The sequence below is a fragment of the Streptomyces sp. NL15-2K genome (assembly GCF_030551255.1).
In the GTDB taxonomy this organism is placed as follows: Bacteria; Actinomycetota; Actinomycetes; order Streptomycetales; family Streptomycetaceae; genus Streptomyces.
The window spans coordinates 1,938,564-1,957,321 of sequence record NZ_CP130630.1; the positions used below are offsets into that span (position 1 = coordinate 1,938,564).

20 protein-coding genes and 4 pseudogenes are annotated in these 18,758 nt (G+C 70.6%); 16 read left to right on the forward strand and 8 right to left on the reverse strand.

Annotated elements, in window-relative coordinates:
- The first annotated feature begins 30 nt into the window (after positions 1-30).
- A complete protein-coding gene (locus Q4V64_RS08150) occupies positions 31-258 on the forward strand; it encodes a hypothetical protein (RefSeq protein WP_124443987.1) in 228 nt (75 codons plus the stop codon).
- 25 nt (positions 259-283) lie between these two features.
- On the opposite strand, the pseudogene Q4V64_RS08155 reads toward Q4V64_RS08150, so the two are convergent.
- The 3 genes and pseudogenes from Q4V64_RS08155 to Q4V64_RS08165 form a co-directional block, all read right to left on the reverse strand.
- Positions 284-1,081: pseudogene (locus Q4V64_RS08155) on the reverse strand (site-specific integrase); the annotation flags it as partial.
- A gap of 399 nt (positions 1,082-1,480) precedes the next feature.
- On the reverse strand, positions 1,481-1,951 hold the full coding sequence (locus tag Q4V64_RS08160) for an ArsI/CadI family heavy metal resistance metalloenzyme (protein WP_124443986.1): 471 nt from the start codon (positions 1,949-1,951) through the stop codon (positions 1,481-1,483).
- 28 nt (positions 1,952-1,979) lie between these two features.
- Positions 1,980-2,874 (reverse strand): annotated as a pseudogene (locus Q4V64_RS08165) (hypothetical protein); the annotation flags it as partial.
- Positions 2,875-2,886: 12 nt separating this feature from the next.
- On the opposite strand from Q4V64_RS08165, the pseudogene Q4V64_RS54830 reads away from it, so the two are divergent.
- The 3 genes and pseudogenes from Q4V64_RS54830 to Q4V64_RS08175 form a co-directional block, all read left to right on the forward strand.
- Positions 2,887-3,057, forward strand: a pseudogene (locus Q4V64_RS54830) (arsenate reductase ArsC); the annotation flags it as partial.
- A gap of 135 nt (positions 3,058-3,192) precedes the next feature.
- A pseudogene (locus Q4V64_RS08170) lies at positions 3,193-3,548 on the forward strand (phosphotyrosine protein phosphatase).
- A 396-nt stretch (positions 3,549-3,944) separates the two neighbouring features.
- Positions 3,945-4,961 carry a DNA-directed RNA polymerase subunit alpha gene (locus Q4V64_RS08175; RefSeq protein WP_124443985.1) on the forward strand — a complete coding sequence of 339 codons (1,017 nt, stop codon included), beginning with the start codon at positions 3,945-3,947 and terminating at the stop codon, positions 4,959-4,961.
- 798 nt (positions 4,962-5,759) lie between these two features.
- Here the strand turns inward: Q4V64_RS08175 and Q4V64_RS08180 are convergent.
- From Q4V64_RS08180 to Q4V64_RS08195, 4 genes are all read right to left on the reverse strand, one after another.
- Positions 5,760-6,392 (reverse strand): isoprenylcysteine carboxylmethyltransferase family protein, encoded by a 633-nt coding sequence (locus Q4V64_RS08180; RefSeq protein WP_124443984.1) that lies wholly within the window; start codon positions 6,390-6,392, stop codon positions 5,760-5,762.
- Entirely contained in the window at positions 6,389-7,117 is a 729-nt protein-coding gene (locus Q4V64_RS08185) for a cation transporter (RefSeq protein ID WP_124443983.1), read from the reverse strand. The genes Q4V64_RS08180 and Q4V64_RS08185 overlap by 4 nt, the downstream gene beginning before the upstream one ends.
- On the reverse strand, positions 7,117-7,452 hold the full coding sequence (locus tag Q4V64_RS08190; protein ID WP_124443982.1) for a metalloregulator ArsR/SmtB family transcription factor: 336 nt from the start codon (positions 7,450-7,452) through the stop codon (positions 7,117-7,119). The genes Q4V64_RS08185 and Q4V64_RS08190 overlap by 1 nt, the downstream gene beginning before the upstream one ends.
- A 68-nt stretch (positions 7,453-7,520) precedes the next feature.
- Positions 7,521-8,543: a cation diffusion facilitator family transporter gene (locus Q4V64_RS08195; protein ID WP_124443981.1), complete on the reverse strand. Its 1,023-nt coding sequence runs from the start codon at positions 8,541-8,543 to the stop codon at positions 7,521-7,523.
- A gap of 326 nt (positions 8,544-8,869) precedes the next feature.
- Here Q4V64_RS08195 and Q4V64_RS08200 point away from each other — a divergent pair, with 326 nt between their 5' ends.
- From Q4V64_RS08200 to Q4V64_RS08245, 10 genes are all read left to right on the forward strand, one after another.
- Positions 8,870-9,541: a hypothetical protein gene (locus Q4V64_RS08200; RefSeq protein ID WP_124443980.1), complete on the forward strand. Its 672-nt coding sequence runs from the start codon at positions 8,870-8,872 to the stop codon at positions 9,539-9,541.
- 85 nt (positions 9,542-9,626) lie between these two features.
- Entirely contained in the window at positions 9,627-10,220 is a 594-nt protein-coding gene (locus Q4V64_RS08205) for a copper resistance CopC family protein (protein ID WP_124443979.1), read from the forward strand.
- Entirely contained in the window at positions 10,210-12,258 is a 2,049-nt protein-coding gene (locus tag Q4V64_RS08210) for a cytochrome c oxidase assembly protein (protein ID WP_124443978.1), read from the forward strand. Before Q4V64_RS08205 ends, Q4V64_RS08210 begins: the two co-directional genes overlap by 11 nt.
- Positions 12,255-12,923 carry a thioredoxin domain-containing protein gene (locus Q4V64_RS08215; RefSeq protein ID WP_124443977.1) on the forward strand — a complete coding sequence of 223 codons (669 nt, stop codon included), beginning with the start codon at positions 12,255-12,257 and terminating at the stop codon, positions 12,921-12,923. Before Q4V64_RS08210 ends, Q4V64_RS08215 begins: the two co-directional genes overlap by 4 nt.
- A 120-nt stretch (positions 12,924-13,043) precedes the next feature.
- Positions 13,044-13,511, forward strand: coding sequence for a carbonic anhydrase (locus Q4V64_RS08220; RefSeq protein ID WP_124443976.1), 468 nt, complete (start codon positions 13,044-13,046; stop codon positions 13,509-13,511).
- 42 nt (positions 13,512-13,553) lie between these two features.
- Positions 13,554-14,009, forward strand: a complete 456-nt coding sequence (locus tag Q4V64_RS08225) for a DUF3093 domain-containing protein (RefSeq protein WP_124443975.1) — start codon at positions 13,554-13,556, stop codon at positions 14,007-14,009.
- A 63-nt stretch (positions 14,010-14,072) separates the two neighbouring features.
- Positions 14,073-14,768 carry a hypothetical protein gene (locus Q4V64_RS08230; protein WP_124443974.1) on the forward strand — a complete coding sequence of 232 codons (696 nt, stop codon included), beginning with the start codon at positions 14,073-14,075 and terminating at the stop codon, positions 14,766-14,768.
- A 50-nt stretch (positions 14,769-14,818) separates the two neighbouring features.
- Positions 14,819-15,565: a DUF1775 domain-containing protein gene (locus Q4V64_RS08235; protein WP_124443973.1), complete on the forward strand. Its 747-nt coding sequence runs from the start codon at positions 14,819-14,821 to the stop codon at positions 15,563-15,565.
- Between the two features lie 370 nt (positions 15,566-15,935).
- Complete coding sequence (locus Q4V64_RS08240) at positions 15,936-16,418, forward strand: DUF6174 domain-containing protein (protein WP_124443972.1); 483 nt, start codon at positions 15,936-15,938, stop codon at positions 16,416-16,418.
- The gene (locus Q4V64_RS08245) at positions 16,415-16,822 is read left to right on the forward strand and encodes a DUF6281 family protein (RefSeq protein WP_124443971.1); all 408 of its coding nucleotides are present in this window, start codon (positions 16,415-16,417) and stop codon (positions 16,820-16,822) included. The genes Q4V64_RS08240 and Q4V64_RS08245 overlap by 4 nt, the downstream gene beginning before the upstream one ends.
- Positions 16,823-16,946: 124 nt before the next feature.
- On the opposite strand, the gene Q4V64_RS08250 is transcribed toward Q4V64_RS08245, so the two are convergent.
- Complete coding sequence (locus Q4V64_RS08250) at positions 16,947-17,519, reverse strand: histidine phosphatase family protein (protein ID WP_124443970.1); 573 nt, start codon at positions 17,517-17,519, stop codon at positions 16,947-16,949.
- A 250-nt stretch (positions 17,520-17,769) separates the two neighbouring features.
- On the opposite strand from Q4V64_RS08250, the gene Q4V64_RS08255 reads away from it, so the two are divergent.
- Entirely contained in the window at positions 17,770-17,994 is a 225-nt protein-coding gene (locus Q4V64_RS08255; RefSeq protein WP_124443969.1) for a CbtB-domain containing protein, read from the forward strand.
- Positions 17,995-18,004: 10 nt separating this feature from the next.
- Positions 18,005-18,751, forward strand: a complete 747-nt coding sequence (locus tag Q4V64_RS08260) for a CbtA family protein (protein WP_124443968.1) — start codon at positions 18,005-18,007, stop codon at positions 18,749-18,751.
- The last annotated feature ends 7 nt before the right edge of the window (positions 18,752-18,758 follow it).

Below are 18,758 nucleotides of genomic sequence, written 5' to 3' on the forward strand. Positions count from 1 at the left end.
ATCCGCGGCCGAACTCACAGACTGCGCGGCATGCTCGCGGTCTACCCGGTAGGGGGCTGGTGGAAGGCCAACAAGCGCACCGACCGGATCAGTCTGCCGGTCAGCTACGCCCTTCTGGTCTCCTTGCGCACCCCGGGCGTCTCCACCGACCTGTACACACCCATCGCCACCCAGCTCGGCGTGCCGGTCGATGTAGCGCCCGCCGCCCGGACCGAGGTCGTCGACGGCATCCCTGTCCAAATGGAGTTCGGCTGGTGAGCCGCCACCAGCTCGTGCGACGAAGCTAATCCTCGTCCTGTTCATCAGGCTCGGGCGGCTGGTCGTAGGCGCTCAGGAGCCCCTCGATGCGCTGGTTGTTGATGGACTGCCGGTCATACAGGCACTTCGCGTACCGGGACAACAGAACCTCGACGCTGTTACCGGCCCGCTGGGCAACCTCAGCCGGGTCGGCCCCCGCGCACAGCCAGGTGGACAGCGCTGAGTGCCGCAGGTCGTACGGCCGTTTCGTGAGCGGGGTGCTGCCCAGGACGGGCGGCAGGGCGAGGGCGCGGGTCTCGTGCCAGACCCGGTTGTAGGTGGTGTAAGTGATGATCCGGCCCTGTTCGGTGAAGAACAGCCGGCCGTCGTCAGCCGTGCCGAACGTGGCGACGTGGTCCCTCCACATCGTCACCAGGTGCGGCGGCAACGGCACCACCCGCGTCTCTCCCCGCGGGCGGTTCTTCAGCCCACGCTCGTCGTGGAACTTGCCGGTGTCGGTCCACCGCTTGCCCGCCTGCGGCAGCGTGCGATGCAGGACCAGCCGACCCCAACCAGTGCGGGGCAGGTGGCAGTCCGGTAGCGCCACCGCGACCGCCTCCTCCGGACGCAGACCGGCGTAGTACATGCCGGCGAAGAACCCGACCAGCCGACGGCCACGAGCACGCCGATAGCCGCCCACGTAGGAAACGGCGTCCAGCAGATCCCGTGCCTGCTGAGGGTTGGCCACGACCCGCGGGTCCACCGCGATGGCCGGCTTGGGCACCCGCCAGCGGATCTTCTCCAGCGGATGACTGCCCAGCTCGCCCCGCTCCACGGCGTAGTGAGTCGTCACTCTTTCGGTCAGGTGGATGCGAAAAAGGGCCGCCGACGCAGGCCGATGTTCGCTCCACTTCCTCCTGCTGTCCACAGCATGTTTCAGGCCGGGACGGAACTGGAATCCGCAACGGAGGAAGGCTGACGCCGCGGGCTGGCGGGGTCGATGGCGGCGTGCGGGCCGCAGTGATCGGGCGTCCTGGCCTGGTCAGCGTGGTTGATGGTTCGCGCCCAGTCCGTCGGGGTGTGTGGTCTGTGCCGCATAATCCTCGCGTGTCCGAAACTCCCGTCCCGATACGTCGGGATCCGTTCCGGCGGGTACGCCCGCCTGGTCGTCCGCCGACGCCGTCCAGACCGGTCTCCCGTCCCGGTCACGGCCTCGCTGGTGTGGAGGTTGGTCATCGGCGGATCAGCAGCAGCCGCCCGCGACGGCCGGTTCCTTCGCGGCGACGGTGACGGCGGTGTCGGCCGGGCCGACGCAGCAGGTGCTGCCTTGCTGCTTGGCCAGGGAGTCGGCGTCGGCCTTGACGACGTACACCTCCCAGGGTTCCTGGCCGGGGCCGTGGACCCAGACCTTGTCCTGGAGGGCGTAGCAGCAGGTGGTGTCGTCTTCCACGTCGGTGGCCAGGCCGGCCTCGCCCAGGCGGGCGGTGGCGGCGTGGACGGCCTCGGTGCTCTCGACCTCGACGCCGAGGTGGTCCATGCGGGTCGCCTCGCCCGCCGCGCCTTCGATCAGGACGAGCTTGAGCGGGGGCTCGGTGATGGCGAAGTTGGCGTAGCCGTCGCGGAGTTTGGCGGGCTCGGTGCCGAACAGCTTGCTGTAGAAGGCGACCGAGGCGTTGAGGTCAGGGACGCGGAGGGCGAGCTGTACGCGGGACATGACGAACCTCCTTGCGTGAGGGGGGAGTTCAGCAGCCGCCGGAGGCGGTGGCCGGGGCGCCGATGCCGATCTGGAGGGTAGCGGGGGCCGCGCAGCAGCCGCCGCCTTCAGCGCCCTGTGCGGCCTCGGGGTCGTCGAAGAGGCCCGCGCCGCCGCAGACGCCGGTCTCAGGCAGGGTCAGCTCGACGCGCTCGGCGGCCTCCTGGTCGCCGGCGATCGCTGCCGCGATGGAGCGGACCTGCTCGTAGCCGGTCATGGCGAGGAACGTGGGGGCGCGGCCGTAGGACTTCATGCCGACCAGGTAGACGTCCTGCTCCGGGTGGGAGAGCTCGTTGACGCCGTGCGGGTAGACGGTGCCGCAGGAGTGCTGGTTGGGGTCGATGAGCGGGGCCAGCACGGTCGGGGCCTGGAGGCGCTCATCGAGGCCGAGGCGGACCTCGGAGAGGAAGGACAGGTCGGGGGCGGAAGCCGGTCAGGACGATGACCTCGTCGACCGGGTCGAGGCGGCGGCCGTCCTCGCCGACGAGCACCAGCCGGCCGTCGGCGTCGCGCTCGATGGCGTCGGTGCGGAAGCCGGTGACCGCGTCGGCGTGGCCGTCGTCGACGGCGGCCTTGGCGGCCAGGCCGAGGGCGCCGCGGGCGGGCAGCTGGTCGGCGGCGTCGCGCTCGATGGCGTCGGTGCGGAAGCCGATGACCGCGTCGGCGTGGCCGTCGTCGACGGCGGCCTTGGCGGCCAGGCCGAGGGCGCCGCGGGCGGGCAGCTGGTCGGCGGTGCCGCCGCCGAAGGTGGAGCCGGAGATGCCGCGGCGCAGGATCCACACGCCCTTGGTGCCGGTGCCGTCATCGGACGTGGCGAGGTCTGCGAGGTAGGCGAGCGCGGTGAAAGCGGAGGCCCCGGAGCCGATGACCGCGGTGCGCTTGCCCTGGAGGCAGCGATGACTGAGACCGCGCCCGTCCCGCACCGCAACCTGAGCATCGACCAGCAACTCGCCCTGCGTACCGCCGCCACCCATCTGGGCCGCGAGTTCGACGGCACCTTCGGCCAGGAGACGATCGAACGGTTCCAGCACACCAGCTACGACCAGTTCGCCGGCCGCAGCACCATCCCCAACTTCCTCCCGCTCATGGCCGAACGCTTCGCCCGCCAGCGCCTGCGCGCCCTGGCCAAGGTCGAGGGTCACCGCACCGACGGCAAGCCGATCGTGCTGTTCCTCTGTGTCCACAATGCCGGCCGCAGCCAGATGGCCATGGGCTTCTTCCAGCACCTCGCCGGCGACAATGCGGTCGCCTGGTCGGGTGGCTCCGAACCCGGGAACGAGGTCAACCCGGCGGCCATCGCCGCGATGAGCGAGCGCGGCATCGACATCTCCCGCGAGTTCACCAAGCCTGGACCGACGAGATCGTCCGCGCCGCCGACGTCGTCGTCAGCATGGGCTGCGGCGACGCCTGCCCCGTTTTCCCCGGCAAGCGCTACCTCGGATGGACCCTGGACGACCCCGCCGGCCAGTCAGTCGACGACGTCCGCCCCATCCGCGACGACATCGAGCGCCGCGTCCGCGGTCTCCTCGACGACCTCGGCGTCCCGACGCAGCACTGACCGCGGACATGGGTGCGGCGGCCGGCCCACGGCTCGTCTTCGCCGACGTGCACAGCGACTGAGGCGACCGGGTTCTGTGGCAGGAAGTATCGGGCTGCACAGCGCCATGAGCAGTGCACACCGCCCCTCCAGGCTGCCCTGGCCAACGCCGTGATCACGACATCACCCGGCCATGGCCGCGCATGCCTGCCCGGCCGTCCTGCACGCCCAAGACCCGGACGCGGGCGGAGCAGAAACGGCCGTGGGCTGCGGGGGAAGGGAAGCCCGAAGCCTCCTCGCTGGGTTGGAGCTGGGCGGCTCGACCTCTGCGGAGGCCGTACCGCCCCTATCGGCCGTACCCTTCGTGGTGTCCACGGCGTCACGTAGCGGGCGCCAAACCACTGGAGGCAACACCCCGTGCTGATCGCTCAGCGTCCGTCCCTGACCGAAGAGGTCGTCGACGAGTTCCGCTCCCGGTTCGTGATCGAGCCGCTGGAGCCAGGATTCGGCTACACCCTCGGCAACTCCCTCCGCCGCACCCTCCTTTCCTCGATCCCCGGTGCGGCCGTCACCAGCATCCGGATCGACGGTGTCCTGCACGAGTTCACCACCGTGCCGGGCGTCAAGGAGGACGTCACCGACCTCATCCTCAACATCAAGCAGCTCGTCGTGAGCAGCGAGCAGGACGAGCCGGTCGTGATGTACCTGCGCAAGCAGGGTCCGGGTCTGGTCACCGCCGCCGACATCGCGCCCCCGGCCGGTGTCGAGGTCCACAACCCCGACCTCGTCCTCGCCACGCTCAACGGCAAGGGCAAGCTGGAGATGGAGCTGACCGTCGAGCGCGGCCGCGGTTACGTCTCCGCTGTCCAGAACAAGCAGGTGGGCCAGGAGATCGGCCGTATCCCGGTCGACTCGATCTACTCGCCCGTTCTGAAGGTCACGTACAAGGTCGAGGCGACCCGTGTCGAGCAGCGCACCGACTTCGACAAGCTGATCGTCGACGTCGAGACCAAGCAGGCCATGCGCCCCCGCGACGCCATGGCGTCCGCCGGCAAGACCCTGGTCGAACTGTTCGGGCTCGCCCGTGAGCTCAACATCGACGCCGAGGGCATCGACATGGGCCCGTCCCCGGTGGACGCCGCCCTTGCCGCCGACCTGGCGCTGCCGATCGAGGAGCTGGAGCTCACGGTCCGCTCCTACAACTGCCTCAAGCGCGAGGGCGTCCACTCCGTGGGCGAGCTCCTGGCGCGCTCCGAGGCCGACCTTATGGACATCCGTAACTTCGGTGCGAAGTCCATCGACGAGGTCAAGGCGAAGCTCGCCGGCCTGGGTCTGGGCCTCAAGGACAGCCCGCCCGGATTCGACCCGACCGTCGCCGCCATCGGTGCGGACAACGACGCGGACGCGGGTTTCATGGAGACCGAGCAATACTGAACGCTGGGCTGCGTCGGCCGTAGAGACACTTCGCGTACGGGGACAGGAGAACCTCCACGCAGTTCTCTGCCCGCCGGGCGGTCCCGGCCGGGTCCGCGCCCGCGCACACACCCGGGCGAAGACGGCCGGCGGCAAAGCGGCGCGGCTCCGGCGCTTCACGTACAACCCGCCGCTCGGCCAGCCGACGTAGGCCGGCCATCGGCCGGAATGTCTCAGCGCGGCCACGGGTGACACCCTTACCCTGAGCCGCCGCAATCGCACTGATGTCGACATCGAGATCAGGTTCCGCCGCTGAGGGCAAGAACGGCAACGGTGACCATCTGGAGGTCTGGCGCGTCGACTTGATCGTCGGGCAGGTCACCGGCGCGAACTCCCACCTCGACTCCGACACCAACCCCACCACGAAGGTCGTGGCGCGGTTCGGCCCCCGCGACGGGCGGGAGCAGGGACACGAGTACGTCATCACGTACACCCTGCGCAACGTCGGACCGACCTGTACGCGCGAGTGCGCGGCACGAGCACCGACGAGGCCGAGCCGCTTGCCGACGGGCTCGAGAGCCCGTGGGACGACCTGTGGTTCTACTCGAACCGGTGTTCGTCCAGGTCCGCCAGTACCTCCAGCAGCGACTCGATATCAGCGCTGGATTGCCAACAGATCGCCGGCAAGGAGCTGACCTGCGAAAGCGCCTGGGAGCCGTCTGGCATTTTGGCTTGCTGCGTTGTGTCCCAGCATGGATGGGCGCGAGGGGGCCGGGCCGCTGCTCCAGTTGCCCGGCCACGTCACGGCACCGGGCCCCTCTACGGTTTGGTGTGCGTCGTGCATGCGTGCTGTCGTCCGACGCCGGGTACGAAGCGGCCCGCCGTTGCCGCGTAGGCGGCATAGTCCGGACCGTGCACCGCCCTGAGGTAAGGCTCCTCGACCACACGCACCTGCAGTTCAATGGCGATGACCAGGGCGGCGAGGGAGGCGAGGGCGAGGATGTTCGTCACCATCAGGGTGAGCCCGAGGCCGGTGACGGCCATGGTGGTGAAGATCGGGTTGCGTACGCGGGCGAAGGGGCCGTTGCTGATGAGTGCGGTGCGTTCTTCCTGGTCCACGCCCACGCGCCAGGACGCTCCCATGGCCCGCTGGGCGATCAGGGTGCCGGCGATGCCGAGCGCGGTGATCGCCGTACCGGCCCAGCGCACGGCCAGGGTGTCGCCCCCGGCGACCGGCAGGCCCGCCAGTGTGGCGACGGGCGCGGCGGCGGCGCCCAGCAGGGCGGCGATGAACAGCACTCCGGCCCACCAGGAGGCCGAGCCGGGGGCGCCCGACAGTCCGCGGAAGCCCGAGTCGCCGGTGCGCCGGCGCTGGATGAGCGTGCGCAGTCCGAAGGCGATCAGCAGCCAGAACCCGTACAGCGCCAGTGCCGCCCACGCCCAGCCGGTCATCGGGCCTCCCCCTTGGCCGGGGTGCAGCAGGCGCAGTCCGGAGCGCAGCCGCAGCCGTCCGGTTCCGCCGCTTCGGCGAATCCCCCCATGGGAACGGCGCAGCAGTTGTCACCGCGCCATGCCTCGCGGCCTTCCTTGACCGCGACGGCGGCGATCACCAGGGCCGCGATGGGGTCGGCCCAGCTCCAGCCGAGCAGGGAGTTGGCGAGCAGGCCGACGAGGAGGACGGCGGAGAGGTAGGTGCACAGCAGGGTCTGCTTCGAGTCCGCCACAGCTGAGGCGGAGCCGAGTTCCCGTCCGGCGCGGCGCTGGGCGGCGGACAGGAACGGCATGACCGCCAGGGAGAGGGCGGCCAGCACGATGCCGGGCGTGGAGTGCTCCGCTTCGCCGGTGCCGGTCAGGGCCCGGACCGAATCGACGATGACGTAGGCGGCGAGGGCGAAGAAGGACAACGCGATGATGCGCAGCGCGGTCTTCTCCCTCGCCTCGCGAACGGCGTGGTCGGCGGCGGAGAACTGCCAGGCGACGGCTGCGGCGGAGGAGACCTCGACGACCGAGTCCAGGCCGAAGCCGATGAGCGCGGTCGAGGAGGCGAGAGTGCCGGCGGTGATCGCGACGATCGCCTCGATGACGTTGTAGGTGATCGTGGCGGCGACCAGCAGACGTATACGGCGAGCCAGCTGGGAACGACGGGTCGGCGTGGGTCCGAGGGATATGGACGCCATCAGCAGCAGCCCTTCTCTTCGGCGTCCGGGCAGGTGCGGTCGGCCTCGACAGCGAGGACCGCGCCACGCAGGTCGTCCAGGGCATGGCCGAGACGGGCGTCGGCCAGTTCGTAGCGCACGCGACGGCCTTCGGGGACGGCGACGACGATGCCGCAGTCCCGCAGACAGGCGAGGTGGTTCGACAGTCGGGTCCGGGAGATCTCCAGCTGGTCGGCCAGGTCGGCGGGGTGCGCCGGCGCCTTGCGCAGGGCGAGCAGGATGCGGCAGCGGATCGGGTCGGCGAGGGCACGGCCGAAGCGGGCCAGGGCGTCGATGTCGGAGGCGATCGTCAGCACGCCCTCGACGGTACACGGAAACCTGAATTCAGGGAACCGTGTATCGTCGTCGGGCGTCGGCCCGAAGGTCAGTGCTGGTGCGGCCCGTCCCGGTGGATGGGGCCGTGCGGGTCCTCGCAGTGCGCGGCGTCGCCTGTTCCTTCGCCGGCCAGGGCAACCTGCAGGACCTGTTCCGGCGTGTGATCGACCTGGAGCGTGGTGTGGGTGATGCCGTAGTCGCACGGGAGGAGTTCCTCCAGGTCGCGGCGGACGGCGTGGCAGTCGCCGCCGGGCTCGACCAGGACGTGCGCGGAGAGGGCGGACTGGCCGGACGTGATCTGCCAGACATGCAGGTCGTGCACCTCGACGACGGTCGGCTGGGCGACGAGATTGTCGCCCAGCGCGTCCGGATCGACATCCGCGGGGGCGGCCTCCAGGAAGATCCGGCCGGACTCGCGCAGCAGCCCGTACCCGGCCTTGAACATCAGGGCGACCACCACGAGCGTGGCGATGGCGTCAGCGCGGGCGAACCCGGTGAGCAGCACGATCAGACCGGCCACCGCGGTGCCGATGAACGCGAACAGGTCGTTGAGGATGTGCTGGTAGGCACCCTCGACGTTGAGGGAGGAGCGGTTGGCCTTGGAGATGCACCAGGCGGCCGCGATGTTCACCACGATCCCGGCGAGGGCTGTGACGAACACCAGCCCGCCTTCCACCTCGGGCGGGTCGATCAGGCGGTGCACGGCCTCGTACGCGAGCCACGCGCCGAGCAGGAGCAGGGTCAGGCCGTTGGCTTGGGCGGACAGTATCTCGGCGCGCTTGAGCCCGTACGTGAAGCCGCCGCGGGCCGGGCGGGCGGCCAGCCGCATGGCGATCAGCGCGAGCACGATCGACACGGCGTCGGTCAGCATGTGCGCCGCGTCCGAGATCAGGGCGAGGGACTGGGCCACGATGCCGATGACGACCTCGCCCGCCATGAACACGGTGATCAGGCCGAGCGCGATGCCCAGCCAGCGGCGGTCGGCGTCCGCCGAGACGCCGTGAGAGTGCCCGGCGTGTCCTCCCCCTCCGTGCTCGCGTCCCGGACCGTGCACGTGAGTGTGATCGCCCATGGTGTACGTCTTCCCCCTCGCAGCGGATGCCTTGCCCGCAGTGAAACGCACGCATACGCGAATCGCCAAAGGCTGCATCGGTGACCGTTGTCATGTCGGTTAACAAGCCCTTGACCTGCGGAAACTTGCCGACTGGCGGAAGCGCCCGGGCGGCGGCGTCGTGAGGTCCCCCCCTGTCGTGAACCCGCGGGGTGGGTGGTCGGTACGCTTCCAGGACGTACGGGCCATGCGGTCCCTTCACCCGCCGTTCCGTCCGCTCCGTCCGCTCCGTCCGCTCCGTCCGCTCCGTCCGCTCCGGCGACGGACTCCCCGAAGGCCACACCCTGATGCGTACGCACTGCTCGCGAGGACCCGGCTCGCCGGCGTCCGGCGTGCTGCGCGGGCTCCGGGCGGGGGTGCTAGCGGTGCTGTGCGTGCTGCTGCCGCTGGCCGGGCACGTGCTGTCGCAGTGCCACGCGCCCCGGTGGATCATCGTGGCCGCGACGGCGGCCGTCGCGCTGCCGGGCGCGGTCGTGCTGACGCGGCATCGGCTGACGGACACCCAGCTGCTGGGCGTGCTCGCCCTCGCGCAGTTCGCCTACCACGTCGCCTACTCGCTGCCCGGCGCCTGCGCCGCGGTGACCGGGCAGGACAGTTCCCTCGGCGGCCTGGGCCGGCTGATCGAGCACGACGCGGCCGCCGGGCCGCCGCCCGGTGTGCTGCTCGCCGGCCATCTGGTCACCTTGCTGCTCGTCGCCCGCCTGCTGGGCGTTTCGGAGCGGCTGCTGTGGCAGAGCCGGTCCCTCCTGTTGGTCGTACGGCGTCTGCTGCTGTTCTTGTGGCCGCTGCTCGGCGGCCGTCACGGCACCGGCCCGCAGGCTGCCTTCCCCGAGAGCACCTCGCCGCTGATGTCGGCCCTGCTGGTGCGGCTGCACGACGGCCGGGCGCCACCGCGCCACGGGCACGGTCCGTTCGCCCTTCTCCGGCCGACGCCGATCGGCGCGCTCCGCCTGCCCTGACGGGTATGACGCGAGGGCCGCCCGGCGGGCCGGTCCCTCCCGTCCCGGCGGCCTGGCTGCCGGGGGTCACAGAGAGTTCCGCGTCATGTACGTCACCGACCGGCGGGCCGTCCGCACGGCGGCACGCGCCCTTGTCGTACCGGCCGCCCTGGCGGCCTTGGCCGTCGCCGCCCCGCAGGCAGCGGCCCACACCGAGCTCGACATCAGCAGCCCCGCGGCGAACGCCGAACTCGCCGGGCTTCCCCCGCGCGTCACACTGACCTTCAGCGACGCAATGACCCAGAAGTACGCCAAGGTCGCCGTCACCTCACCGGACGGCACGTCGGCCGCCTCCGGCGAGCCGCAGGTCTCCGGCAAGACGCTCACCCTCACCCTCGAACCCACCTCGGGCGCCGGGCAGTACACGGTGGGCTACCGGGTCGTCTCCGCCGACGGGCACCCCGTCGCCGGTTCGTACACCTTCACCGTCGCCGAGGCCAACAGCCCCAGTCCGTCGCCTCGCGCCGAGGAGTCGGCCGGTGCGGCGGCTCCCCCCGCCGCCCAGGAGTCCGCGCCGGACAAGACCGACGAGGAGTCCTCCGGCACGACCGTCCCCGTCCTCGCGGGTGCCGGGGCGCTGGCCGTGGCAGCCGCGGGCGGGTACGCCGTACGACGGAGGCGAGCCGGTCATGGCCACTGAGACCACCTCCAGGGCCAGGCGGCTGCCGCAGCTGCCCTTCGTGCTGGCCGGATCGGTCGGCCTGGCCGTCGCCGTCACAGCCCTCGCGGTGTGGGCCGGTGGCGGGGCCGCGGTCGAGATCCCCGGGGTTCCGGATGCGGGCGCGCTGACTGCGTGGGGCCTGCCGGTTGCCCGTACCCTCGCGGACGCGGCCGCCGTGGCGCCCGTGGGTGCGCTGTTGCTGGTCGTCGTGCTGTTGCCGGGCGGCAAGAAGCTCAGTCGGACCCAGCTGCGCTACCTCGACTGGGCTGCCGCCGCTGCCGCGTTGTGGGCCGTGGCGGCGGTCGCCGCGCTGGTGTTCACGCTGTCGGACCTGTTCGCCCAGCCGGTCGGCGAGATCGTGTCTCCCGCGGTGGTGGCGGACTTCGTCGCCACGGACGCCCAGGGACGCTCGTACGCGCTGATGGCGGGCGCCGCGGGCCTGATCGCAACGCTGTGCGTGGGCATCGGCACGGCCCGCTGGGCCCGTCTGTCGCTCGTCCTCGCGCTGGCCGGGATGCTCCCGCCCGCCTTCACCGGGCATTCCTCGGCAGCGGGCAACCACGACGCCGCCGTCACCAGCCTCGCCCTGCACCTGGCCGGTGTCGCGGTGTGGGTCGGCGGGCTGGTCTTCGTCCTGATCGTCGCCGCACGCCGGGAGGAGCAGGCGGCGGACGCCGTCCGGCGCTTCAGCCCGCTCGCCGCGTGGGCGCTGCTCGCGGTCACGGCCAGCGGCGTCGTGAACGCCGCGGTCCGATTCCCCTCCCTGAGTGAGGTGTTCACCAGCCGGTACGGGCTGATGGTGCTCACCAAGGCCGCGGCGCTCGCCGCACTGGGCGGCATCGGATGGTGGCACCGCCGCCGCACGCTGCCCGCCCTCAAGGACAGCAGGTGGCGGGGGTTCGTACGGCTCGCCGCCGGCGAACTCCTGCTCATGGCCGCGGCCATCGGTCTCGCCGTCGGCTTGTCGCGCACTCCCGCCCCCGGCGCCGGTGACGCCTCGCTCTCACCCACCGAGGAACTGCTGGGCTTCGCCATGCCGCCGCCGCTCGGCGACTTCCCGTGGACGCCGCTGTTCACCCAGTGGCACTTCGACCCGCTGTTCGCCTTCGGTACGGCCGCCGCCGCGCTGCTGTATCTGGCGGGCGTACGGAAGTTGCGCGCCCGGGGCGACGAGTGGCCCGTCGGACGGACGATCTCGTGGCTGCTGGGCCTGGCGGTGACCGTCCTCGCCACCATGAGCGGGCTCAACACGTACGGCAAGGTCCTGTTCAGCGTGCACATGGGCCAGCACATGATCCTCGCGATGACGGTGCCGATCCTGCTCGTGCTGGGCGCGCCCGCCACCCTCGCCCTGCGGGCCCTGCCCGCCGCCCCGAAGGGAGAGCCGGACGGGCCGCGCGAGATGCTGATGAAGCTGCTGCACAGCCGGTATGTGAAGGTCATCTCGCATCCGGTGGTGGCGAGCGTGCTGTTCATCGGCAGCGCCTTCGTCGTCTACTACAGCTCGCTCTTCGAGACCCTGATGAGCAGCCACCTCGGCCACATGTTCATGCTGGTGCACTTCCTGGCCGTGGGCCTGCTGTTCTTCTGGGTCGTCATCGGCATCGACCCCGGCCCGCGCCGCCCACCCCACCTGGGCCGGCTGTTCGTGCTGATCCTGACGATGCCGTTCCACTCCTGGTTCAGCATCTCGCTGATGAGCTCCACCGCGCTGATCGGCGAGGGCTGGTGGTCGCTGCTCGACCGGCCGTGGGTCGAGCAGCCCATGGACGACCAGTACGACGCCGGCGCCATCGCCTGGGCCACCGGCGACATCCCCGTACTGATCACCACGATCATCCTGGCCATCCAGTGGGTCCGCTCCGACCAGCGCGAGGCCCGCCGCGTCGACCGCCAGATCGACCGCGGCGACCACAACGACCCGCTCGCCGCCTACAACGCCTACCTGGCGAGCCTGCACGCCCGCGACCAGCGACCCGCCCGCCCCTCCACACCCACCCCCACCGAGGAACCATGAGCAAGCTGAAGAAGAACCTGATCGCAGCCGCCGTCCTCATGGCCGGCTTCGCCCTCGCCATCGGCTCCTACCTCCTGCTCGCCCCGGACAACCCGAACAGCGGCGGCCTTGATGTACAACCGGCCGCCGAGGCGCTGCCCGTCCGCGACAACAGCCACCGCCTCACCGAGCCCAAGAAGAGCGAACTCACGCTCGTGGAGTTCCTGGACTTCGAGTGCGAATCGTGCGGGGCGTACTACCCGGCCGTGGAGCAGCTGCGCGAGGAATACGGCGACCGGGTCACCTTCGTCGCCCGCTACTTCCCCATGCCCGGCCACCGCAACGGCGAACTGGCCGCCCGCACCGCCGAAGCCGCCGCCCGGCAGGGCAAGTTCGAGGAGATGTACACCAAGCTCTTCACCACTCAGAAGGAGTGGGGCGAGTCGCAGGACTCGAAGGAGTCCGTCTTCCGCGGCTACGCGAAGGAACTCGGCCTGGACATGGACCGGTTCGACGCCGATCTCTCCGATCCGGAAGTGGCCGGACGCGTCCAGGACGACCAGCGCGACGGCCTCGGACTGGGAGTCCAGGGCACCCCGTCCTTTTTCCTCGACGGAGAACGGATCACCAACCCCGCATCCTACGAGGCGTTCAAGGCGCTCATCGATGCCCGGCTGTCCGACTGACGGCGCGGGGAGAGCACACCATGCAGTATCTGATCGACCAGGTGCGTGTCTTCCGCGCCCGCGCGGCAGCCCACACCCTGCACCTGGCCGGCTCTCACCCGGCACCACCGGCCACGGGCAATGCTCATCTCGTGTTCCGACGCCCGCGTCGTGCCCGCCCGGGGCGCCCGCGTGCGGGTCGGAGACCTCTTCGAACTGCGCACGTACGCAGGGGTGATACCGCCCTACGACGCGATGACGCCGACCGGCGAGTCCAGGACGGTCGAGTACGCGGTCGACGAGCTGAAGGTCTCGGACATCATCGTCTGCGGCCACTCGGACTGCGGCGTCGTCACCGCGCCGATGCACGACAGCCTGGCGGCCTCCGGCATCACGGAGTCCGACGACGATCCGGCACCGCTGACCGGAGACGTCACCGCCGCCGCGCACTGGCACGTGCTCAAGCAGCTCGACGTGCTCAGCAACTATCCGTGCGTCGTGCCCCGGCCGGCCGACCGGTCGCTGCACCTGCACGCCTGGTTCCACGAGATCGACACCGGTGCGACCCTGGCCCACCACACCCGCGCCAGCAGCTTCCTGACCCTGTGAACAGCCCCACCCGAACTGACGTATAGGACAAGGTGAACGCCCGTGACCCCCACCAGCCGGCTCGTCTACGACGAACGCCTGACCGCCCCCAAAGCCTGGTGGGCCATCGCCGTCCTCTTCGGCCTCTCCCTGGCCCTGATCTTCCTTCCCTACGGGACCATCGCCGCGCTCATCACCCTGAGCATCGGTACCTGCCTGGCCGGGATGTACGTCAGCGCGCAGGGATCGGCACGTATCCGGGTCACCGGCGACACGCTGTTCGTGACGGACGCCCGCATCCCGCTGACCGCGCTGGGGCAGCCGAAGGTCCTCGACGGCGAGGAGGCGCGGGCCTGGCGGACGTACAAGGTCGATCTGCGGGCGTTCATGGTGATGCGCAGCTTCATCACCACCGCGGTGCGCGTCGAGATCGTCGACCCCGACGACCCCACCCCCTACCTCTACCTCTCCACACGGACGCCGGACCGGCTCGCCGAGGCGATCGGTACGCGAGCCTGACCGAGCGGCGCCGTACGGCCGTTTCCAGGACGGACGCCGACCGGTAGGGAATGATGAGCGACCGTGCCACGTGATCACGTGACCGGGCACGAGATGCGTGCCCCCGCAGGCGGGGCCGAGCGCGCGGGAACCTGCGCGCGGGCCGGCCTGTTCGCCGTGCTCGGCACCGTGCTCGCGGCCTTCGGCCATCACACGATCGCCGAAGGCACGGTGCCCTGGCGGCTGGCGGGCGTGTCGATCCTGGCCCAGTTCGCGGCAGTATGGCCGCTGGCACGCCGCCACTACACGCCGACCGCGACCATCGTGTTCACCCTGGCCATGCAGGGCGCGCTGCATCTCGCGCTGTCCTACGCGGACGAGGACACGCAGACGGTGGTGGCGGGGCACGCGATGCACGCCGGGCACGGCACGGCCGCGGTCGGGGACAGTCACGCCTGGCATCACGCCGGGGCCGCGATGACGACCGTGCACGTGGTCGCCGCACTGGTCGTTGCCTGGCTGCTGCACCGGGCGGACGCACGGATGACGGCCGCCCTCGGCACACTGGGCACCCTGGCGAGGGCGGCCGTTGCGGCCCTGGCCCAGATGCTGCCGCGACCGGTCCACGACACCGGCCGCATGGTGTTCACGCTGCCCGACCGGCGGCCGGGGGCCCTCTTCGAGGTGGCGGCGCACGCATGGGATGACGTACTGGAGCACGCGGTGGTGCGCAGGGGACCACCGCGGCGGGAGCGTCTCCAGTCCCTCACCGGTCCCTGACGTCTGCGGGGCCGGCTCTTCCCGTTGCAGCAAGGAGTCCCCCCGTGTCCATGTCCATCCCCCGTCTGCCGTCCCATGCCGGCCGCCGTATCGCACTCGCCGGTGCCGCCGCACTGACGGCCACCCTCGCCCTGGCCGCACCGGCCGCCGCACACGCGGAGGTCGAAGCCGACAAAGCCCAGGCCCTGGCCGAGAACGTCACCCTCAGCTTCGTCTCCGAGGCCGAGTCCGCCTCGGCGGGCTTCACCGAGCTGCGCGTCGTGCTGCCCCAGGGCATCGCTCCCGGTGACGTGACGCTCGACGAGGCCCCCAAAGGCTGGAAGCTGAAGGCGATGAACGATGGATATGCCGTCAGCGGCCCAGCTCTGAAGGCCGGCGTCGACGCCGAACACAAGATCAAGGTCCGGCAGCTGCCGGACGCGAAGGAGATCGCGTTCAAGACGATCGAGACCTACAGCGACGGCGAAGTCTCCCGATGGATCGAACTGCCCACCGGCGGCGCGGAACCGGAACAGCCCGCGCCGGTACTGCAGTTGAAGGCTGCGGCCCCGGGCGCCAAGCCCGTGAGTCCCAGCCCCAGCGCCAGCCCCAGGGAGAGCGCCACACCCACCCCGACCCCTTCGGCCACCGAGTCGGACGTCGCCGCCGCGGGCTCCGAAACCGACACCACGGCGACAGATGAGGACGAGGGCGGCTCGACGGGCCTGGTCATCGGCGGAGTGGTCGTGGCGCTGCTCGTCCTGAGCAGCGGTGCGTGGTGGATGGTGAAGCGGCGCACGACCTCTTCGCAGAGCTGACCGCCGTCTGACGTGTCGTCTGTGGGGCGGAACCGCTTCCGCCCCACAGGCCGAACGCGCCACCCTCGATGAGGATCAGCAAACCGATCGCGACGAGCACAGACGCCGATGTTGTCGCCGCCGTCGGCAAAGGTGACCGTTCGCCGCCGCCGCGAGTTCACCTCGCCACGCGCCTTGCCTGGCTTCAAGGTCAGGAGTCCTGTGACCAGTGGTGTTGCTTGGCAGTTGCGGATGGATGGCCATGCGGCTGCTGTCGTGATTGTGACGGCAAGTCACCTGCACGGTGGTCGACAACCTGCGATGTGTGCCCCACCGAACGTTCCCGGGCTGAGCGGCGTCATAGAGACAGCCGTTTGAGAAAGGGGCCACCATGACTGCCGTACGCTGCCGTCCCCGTTCTGCGCTGTCCGCCGTTGCGCTGATCGGAGGGGTGGTGTGGGCGACTGCCGCATGTGGCGCCGAGAAGGGCGCCACCGTGGAGAACGCGACCGGCTGGCAGGAGCCTGCCTCGTATGCCTACACGCTGGCGTCGAGTGAGGGGGAACGGTCGCTGCTCGGGGCTTTCCGGGTGACGGTCCGTGACGGCAAGGTGGTGAACTCGGTCGGCCTCGACGACAGCGGTCGACGGGTGGTGCAGCAGGTCCCCGGTGAAGTGCCCACGCTTGCCGAGCTGTTGGAGCAGCTGGATCAGGCTCGGCGCGACAGGGCGGACACCGTGGAGGCGGAGTACGCCGCCGACGGTCACCCCATGCGGATCTTCCTGGACTGGGAGAAGAACGCGATCGACGACGAGGCCCTGTACGTCATCAGCGCCTACGAACCGGCTGTCGGCCAGGAGAAGGCAAATCGATGAAAGCCATACACCCGATCGGCAGGACCGGAATGGTGTGGACGCTGCTGGGAGCAGTCCTGGGCACGATGTCCGTCGCCTGCACCTCGTCGAGCGATGACGGCGAGTCCGCGTCGTCCTGCGCATACCTGGTCGAGTACCAGGACCGTACGTACGCGGGCGCAGAGACCAGGGACTTCACCATCGGGGACGAGTTCGGTACCGCTACCCTTCCGCCGTGCGACGACACGCCGAGCGATGACAGCGACGGTCAAACGACGTCGACCCCGACAACCGCCTACGCGATCGAGGGAGTGGATCCCAGCATGGCCATCGCGTTGGAACAGGCGTCGGATGACGTCATCTTCGTCAATGTCGACTCCGACAAGACGCTGCCCGAGATCAAGCAACTGATCCATAGCTCTTGATGCGCGCTGCAGTGCCCGCGGTCCCGGCGCCTTACCGGGCTCTGACATGCCTGAGTGCCCGTCTCGGCCCGCGGTTGCAACCGCCTGGATCACAATCGCGGCCCGCGCACATTCCTGGAGGGGCTCACAGGGAATGACCGGCGACGGCACCCATCCGCAGATTCCAGCGGCCGTCCCGGCCAGTGAGCTGGACGGTGGACAGGGGCGGAACGTCGACGTTCCAGAACGACCGGTGCGGCGCGTCCAGCACGCGGACCACCGCGGCACGCGCCACAGCCTGCTCGACCACGGCCAGTACCCGCCCGGCATCACCCGACAGCCCGTCCAGCCAGTTGGAGACACGCTCGCACACCTCGGCCACGGACTCGCCGCCGTGCGGCGCCGCTCCCGGATCCGACATCCAGGCGACGAGGCCGGGCCCGTCACTCGCCGCGACCTCGTCCAATGTCCGGCCGTGCCACGAGCCCATGTCGATGTCCCGCAGCGCCGGTTCCACAGTGACGGCGTCCCACCCCAGGGCCTGAGCCGTCTGCCGGCACCGCTGCGACGGCGCCGTGTACAAGGTGGCCGCCGTGGGCAGGGTTCCGGCGACCGCCCTCGCCTGCCGCAGCGCCCGTTCGTCGAGGGGCACGTCGGCGAAGCGCACGTCTCGCTCCGCGCGGGCGGCGGCGCACAGCAGGGTGAGCCGGACGGTCATAAGGGCCCTTTTCGCCGGGTGGCTGAGGTCGGGTTCATCGTAGGTGGCCTACGCCATGTTGGCCGAAGCCCCTATTGCCCCTACGCTCTGGGGCGACAGGACGACGGCGCCACGGAAGTCCGGTGCAAGCCCGGCACGGTCGCGCCACTGTGTGCCACTGCCTCCCCGGAGGTGGTGGTGAGTCAGACCCAACGCCGTCGTCGCGTGCTCCACACGATGCGGGACGCGATGTTCCCGAGGAGGTCTCGCCATGGCGCAGTCCACTGCCGCCCCCACCCCCACCCCCACCCCCCAGACCCTCACGCCGCTGCCGCTGCGGACGATCGCCCCCTGGGCGGTCTTCTTCGGCGTCCTGATGCTGGTCCTGCTGTACTTCGTCGGCGCCGAACAGGGCGCCACCGCCGTGGTCTCCGGTGAGGGCGTGCACGAGTGGGTGCACGACGCCCGCCACCTCCTCGGCTTCCCCTGCCACTGACGGGGCCCCAATGAACTCCGTCACCGTACGCACCCTGCTGGTGCGCGGCATGCTCGCCGGCATCGGCGCCGGCATGCTCGCCTTCGTCTTCGCCTACCTGGTCGGAGAAGGCCCCGTCGACGCGGCCATCGCGTTCGAAGAGGCCAACTCCCATGAACACGGCGGTGAGGAACTCGTCAGCCGTTCCGTGCAGTCGACGGCCGGCCTGGCCACGGGAGTCCTCGTCTTCGGCGTCGCCATCGGCGGCATCGCGGCGCTGGCGTTCTGTTTCGCGCTGGGCCGGATCGGCCGGTTCGGGGCACGGGCGACGGCGGCACTCACCGGGCTCGCCGGGTTCCTCCTGGTCTACCTGGTGCCAATCCTGAAGTACCCGGCGAACCCGCCCGCCGTCGGCGACCCCGACACGCTCGACAAGCGCACCGTCCTGTTCGTCCTGATGATCGCGCTGAGCCTTCTGCTGGGCATCGGCGCCATCCTGCTGGGCCGTCGCCTGGCACCGGCGTGGGGCAACTGGAATGCCTCCATCGCCGCCTGCGGGGCTTTCGTCGCGGCAGTGGCCGTCGCCATGGTCGTCCTGCCGTCCGGCGAGAACACCCCGAGGGGCTTCCCCGCCACCGACCTGTGGGAGTTCCGCCTGGCCTCCATCGGCGTTCAGGCTGTGCTATGGGCGGCGTTCGGGCTCCTGTTCGGTTACCTGGCCGAACGCGTCCTCGAACCGAAACCGGCCCGCGGCCGGGTCTCCACCCTGGCTGCCTGAGCCATCG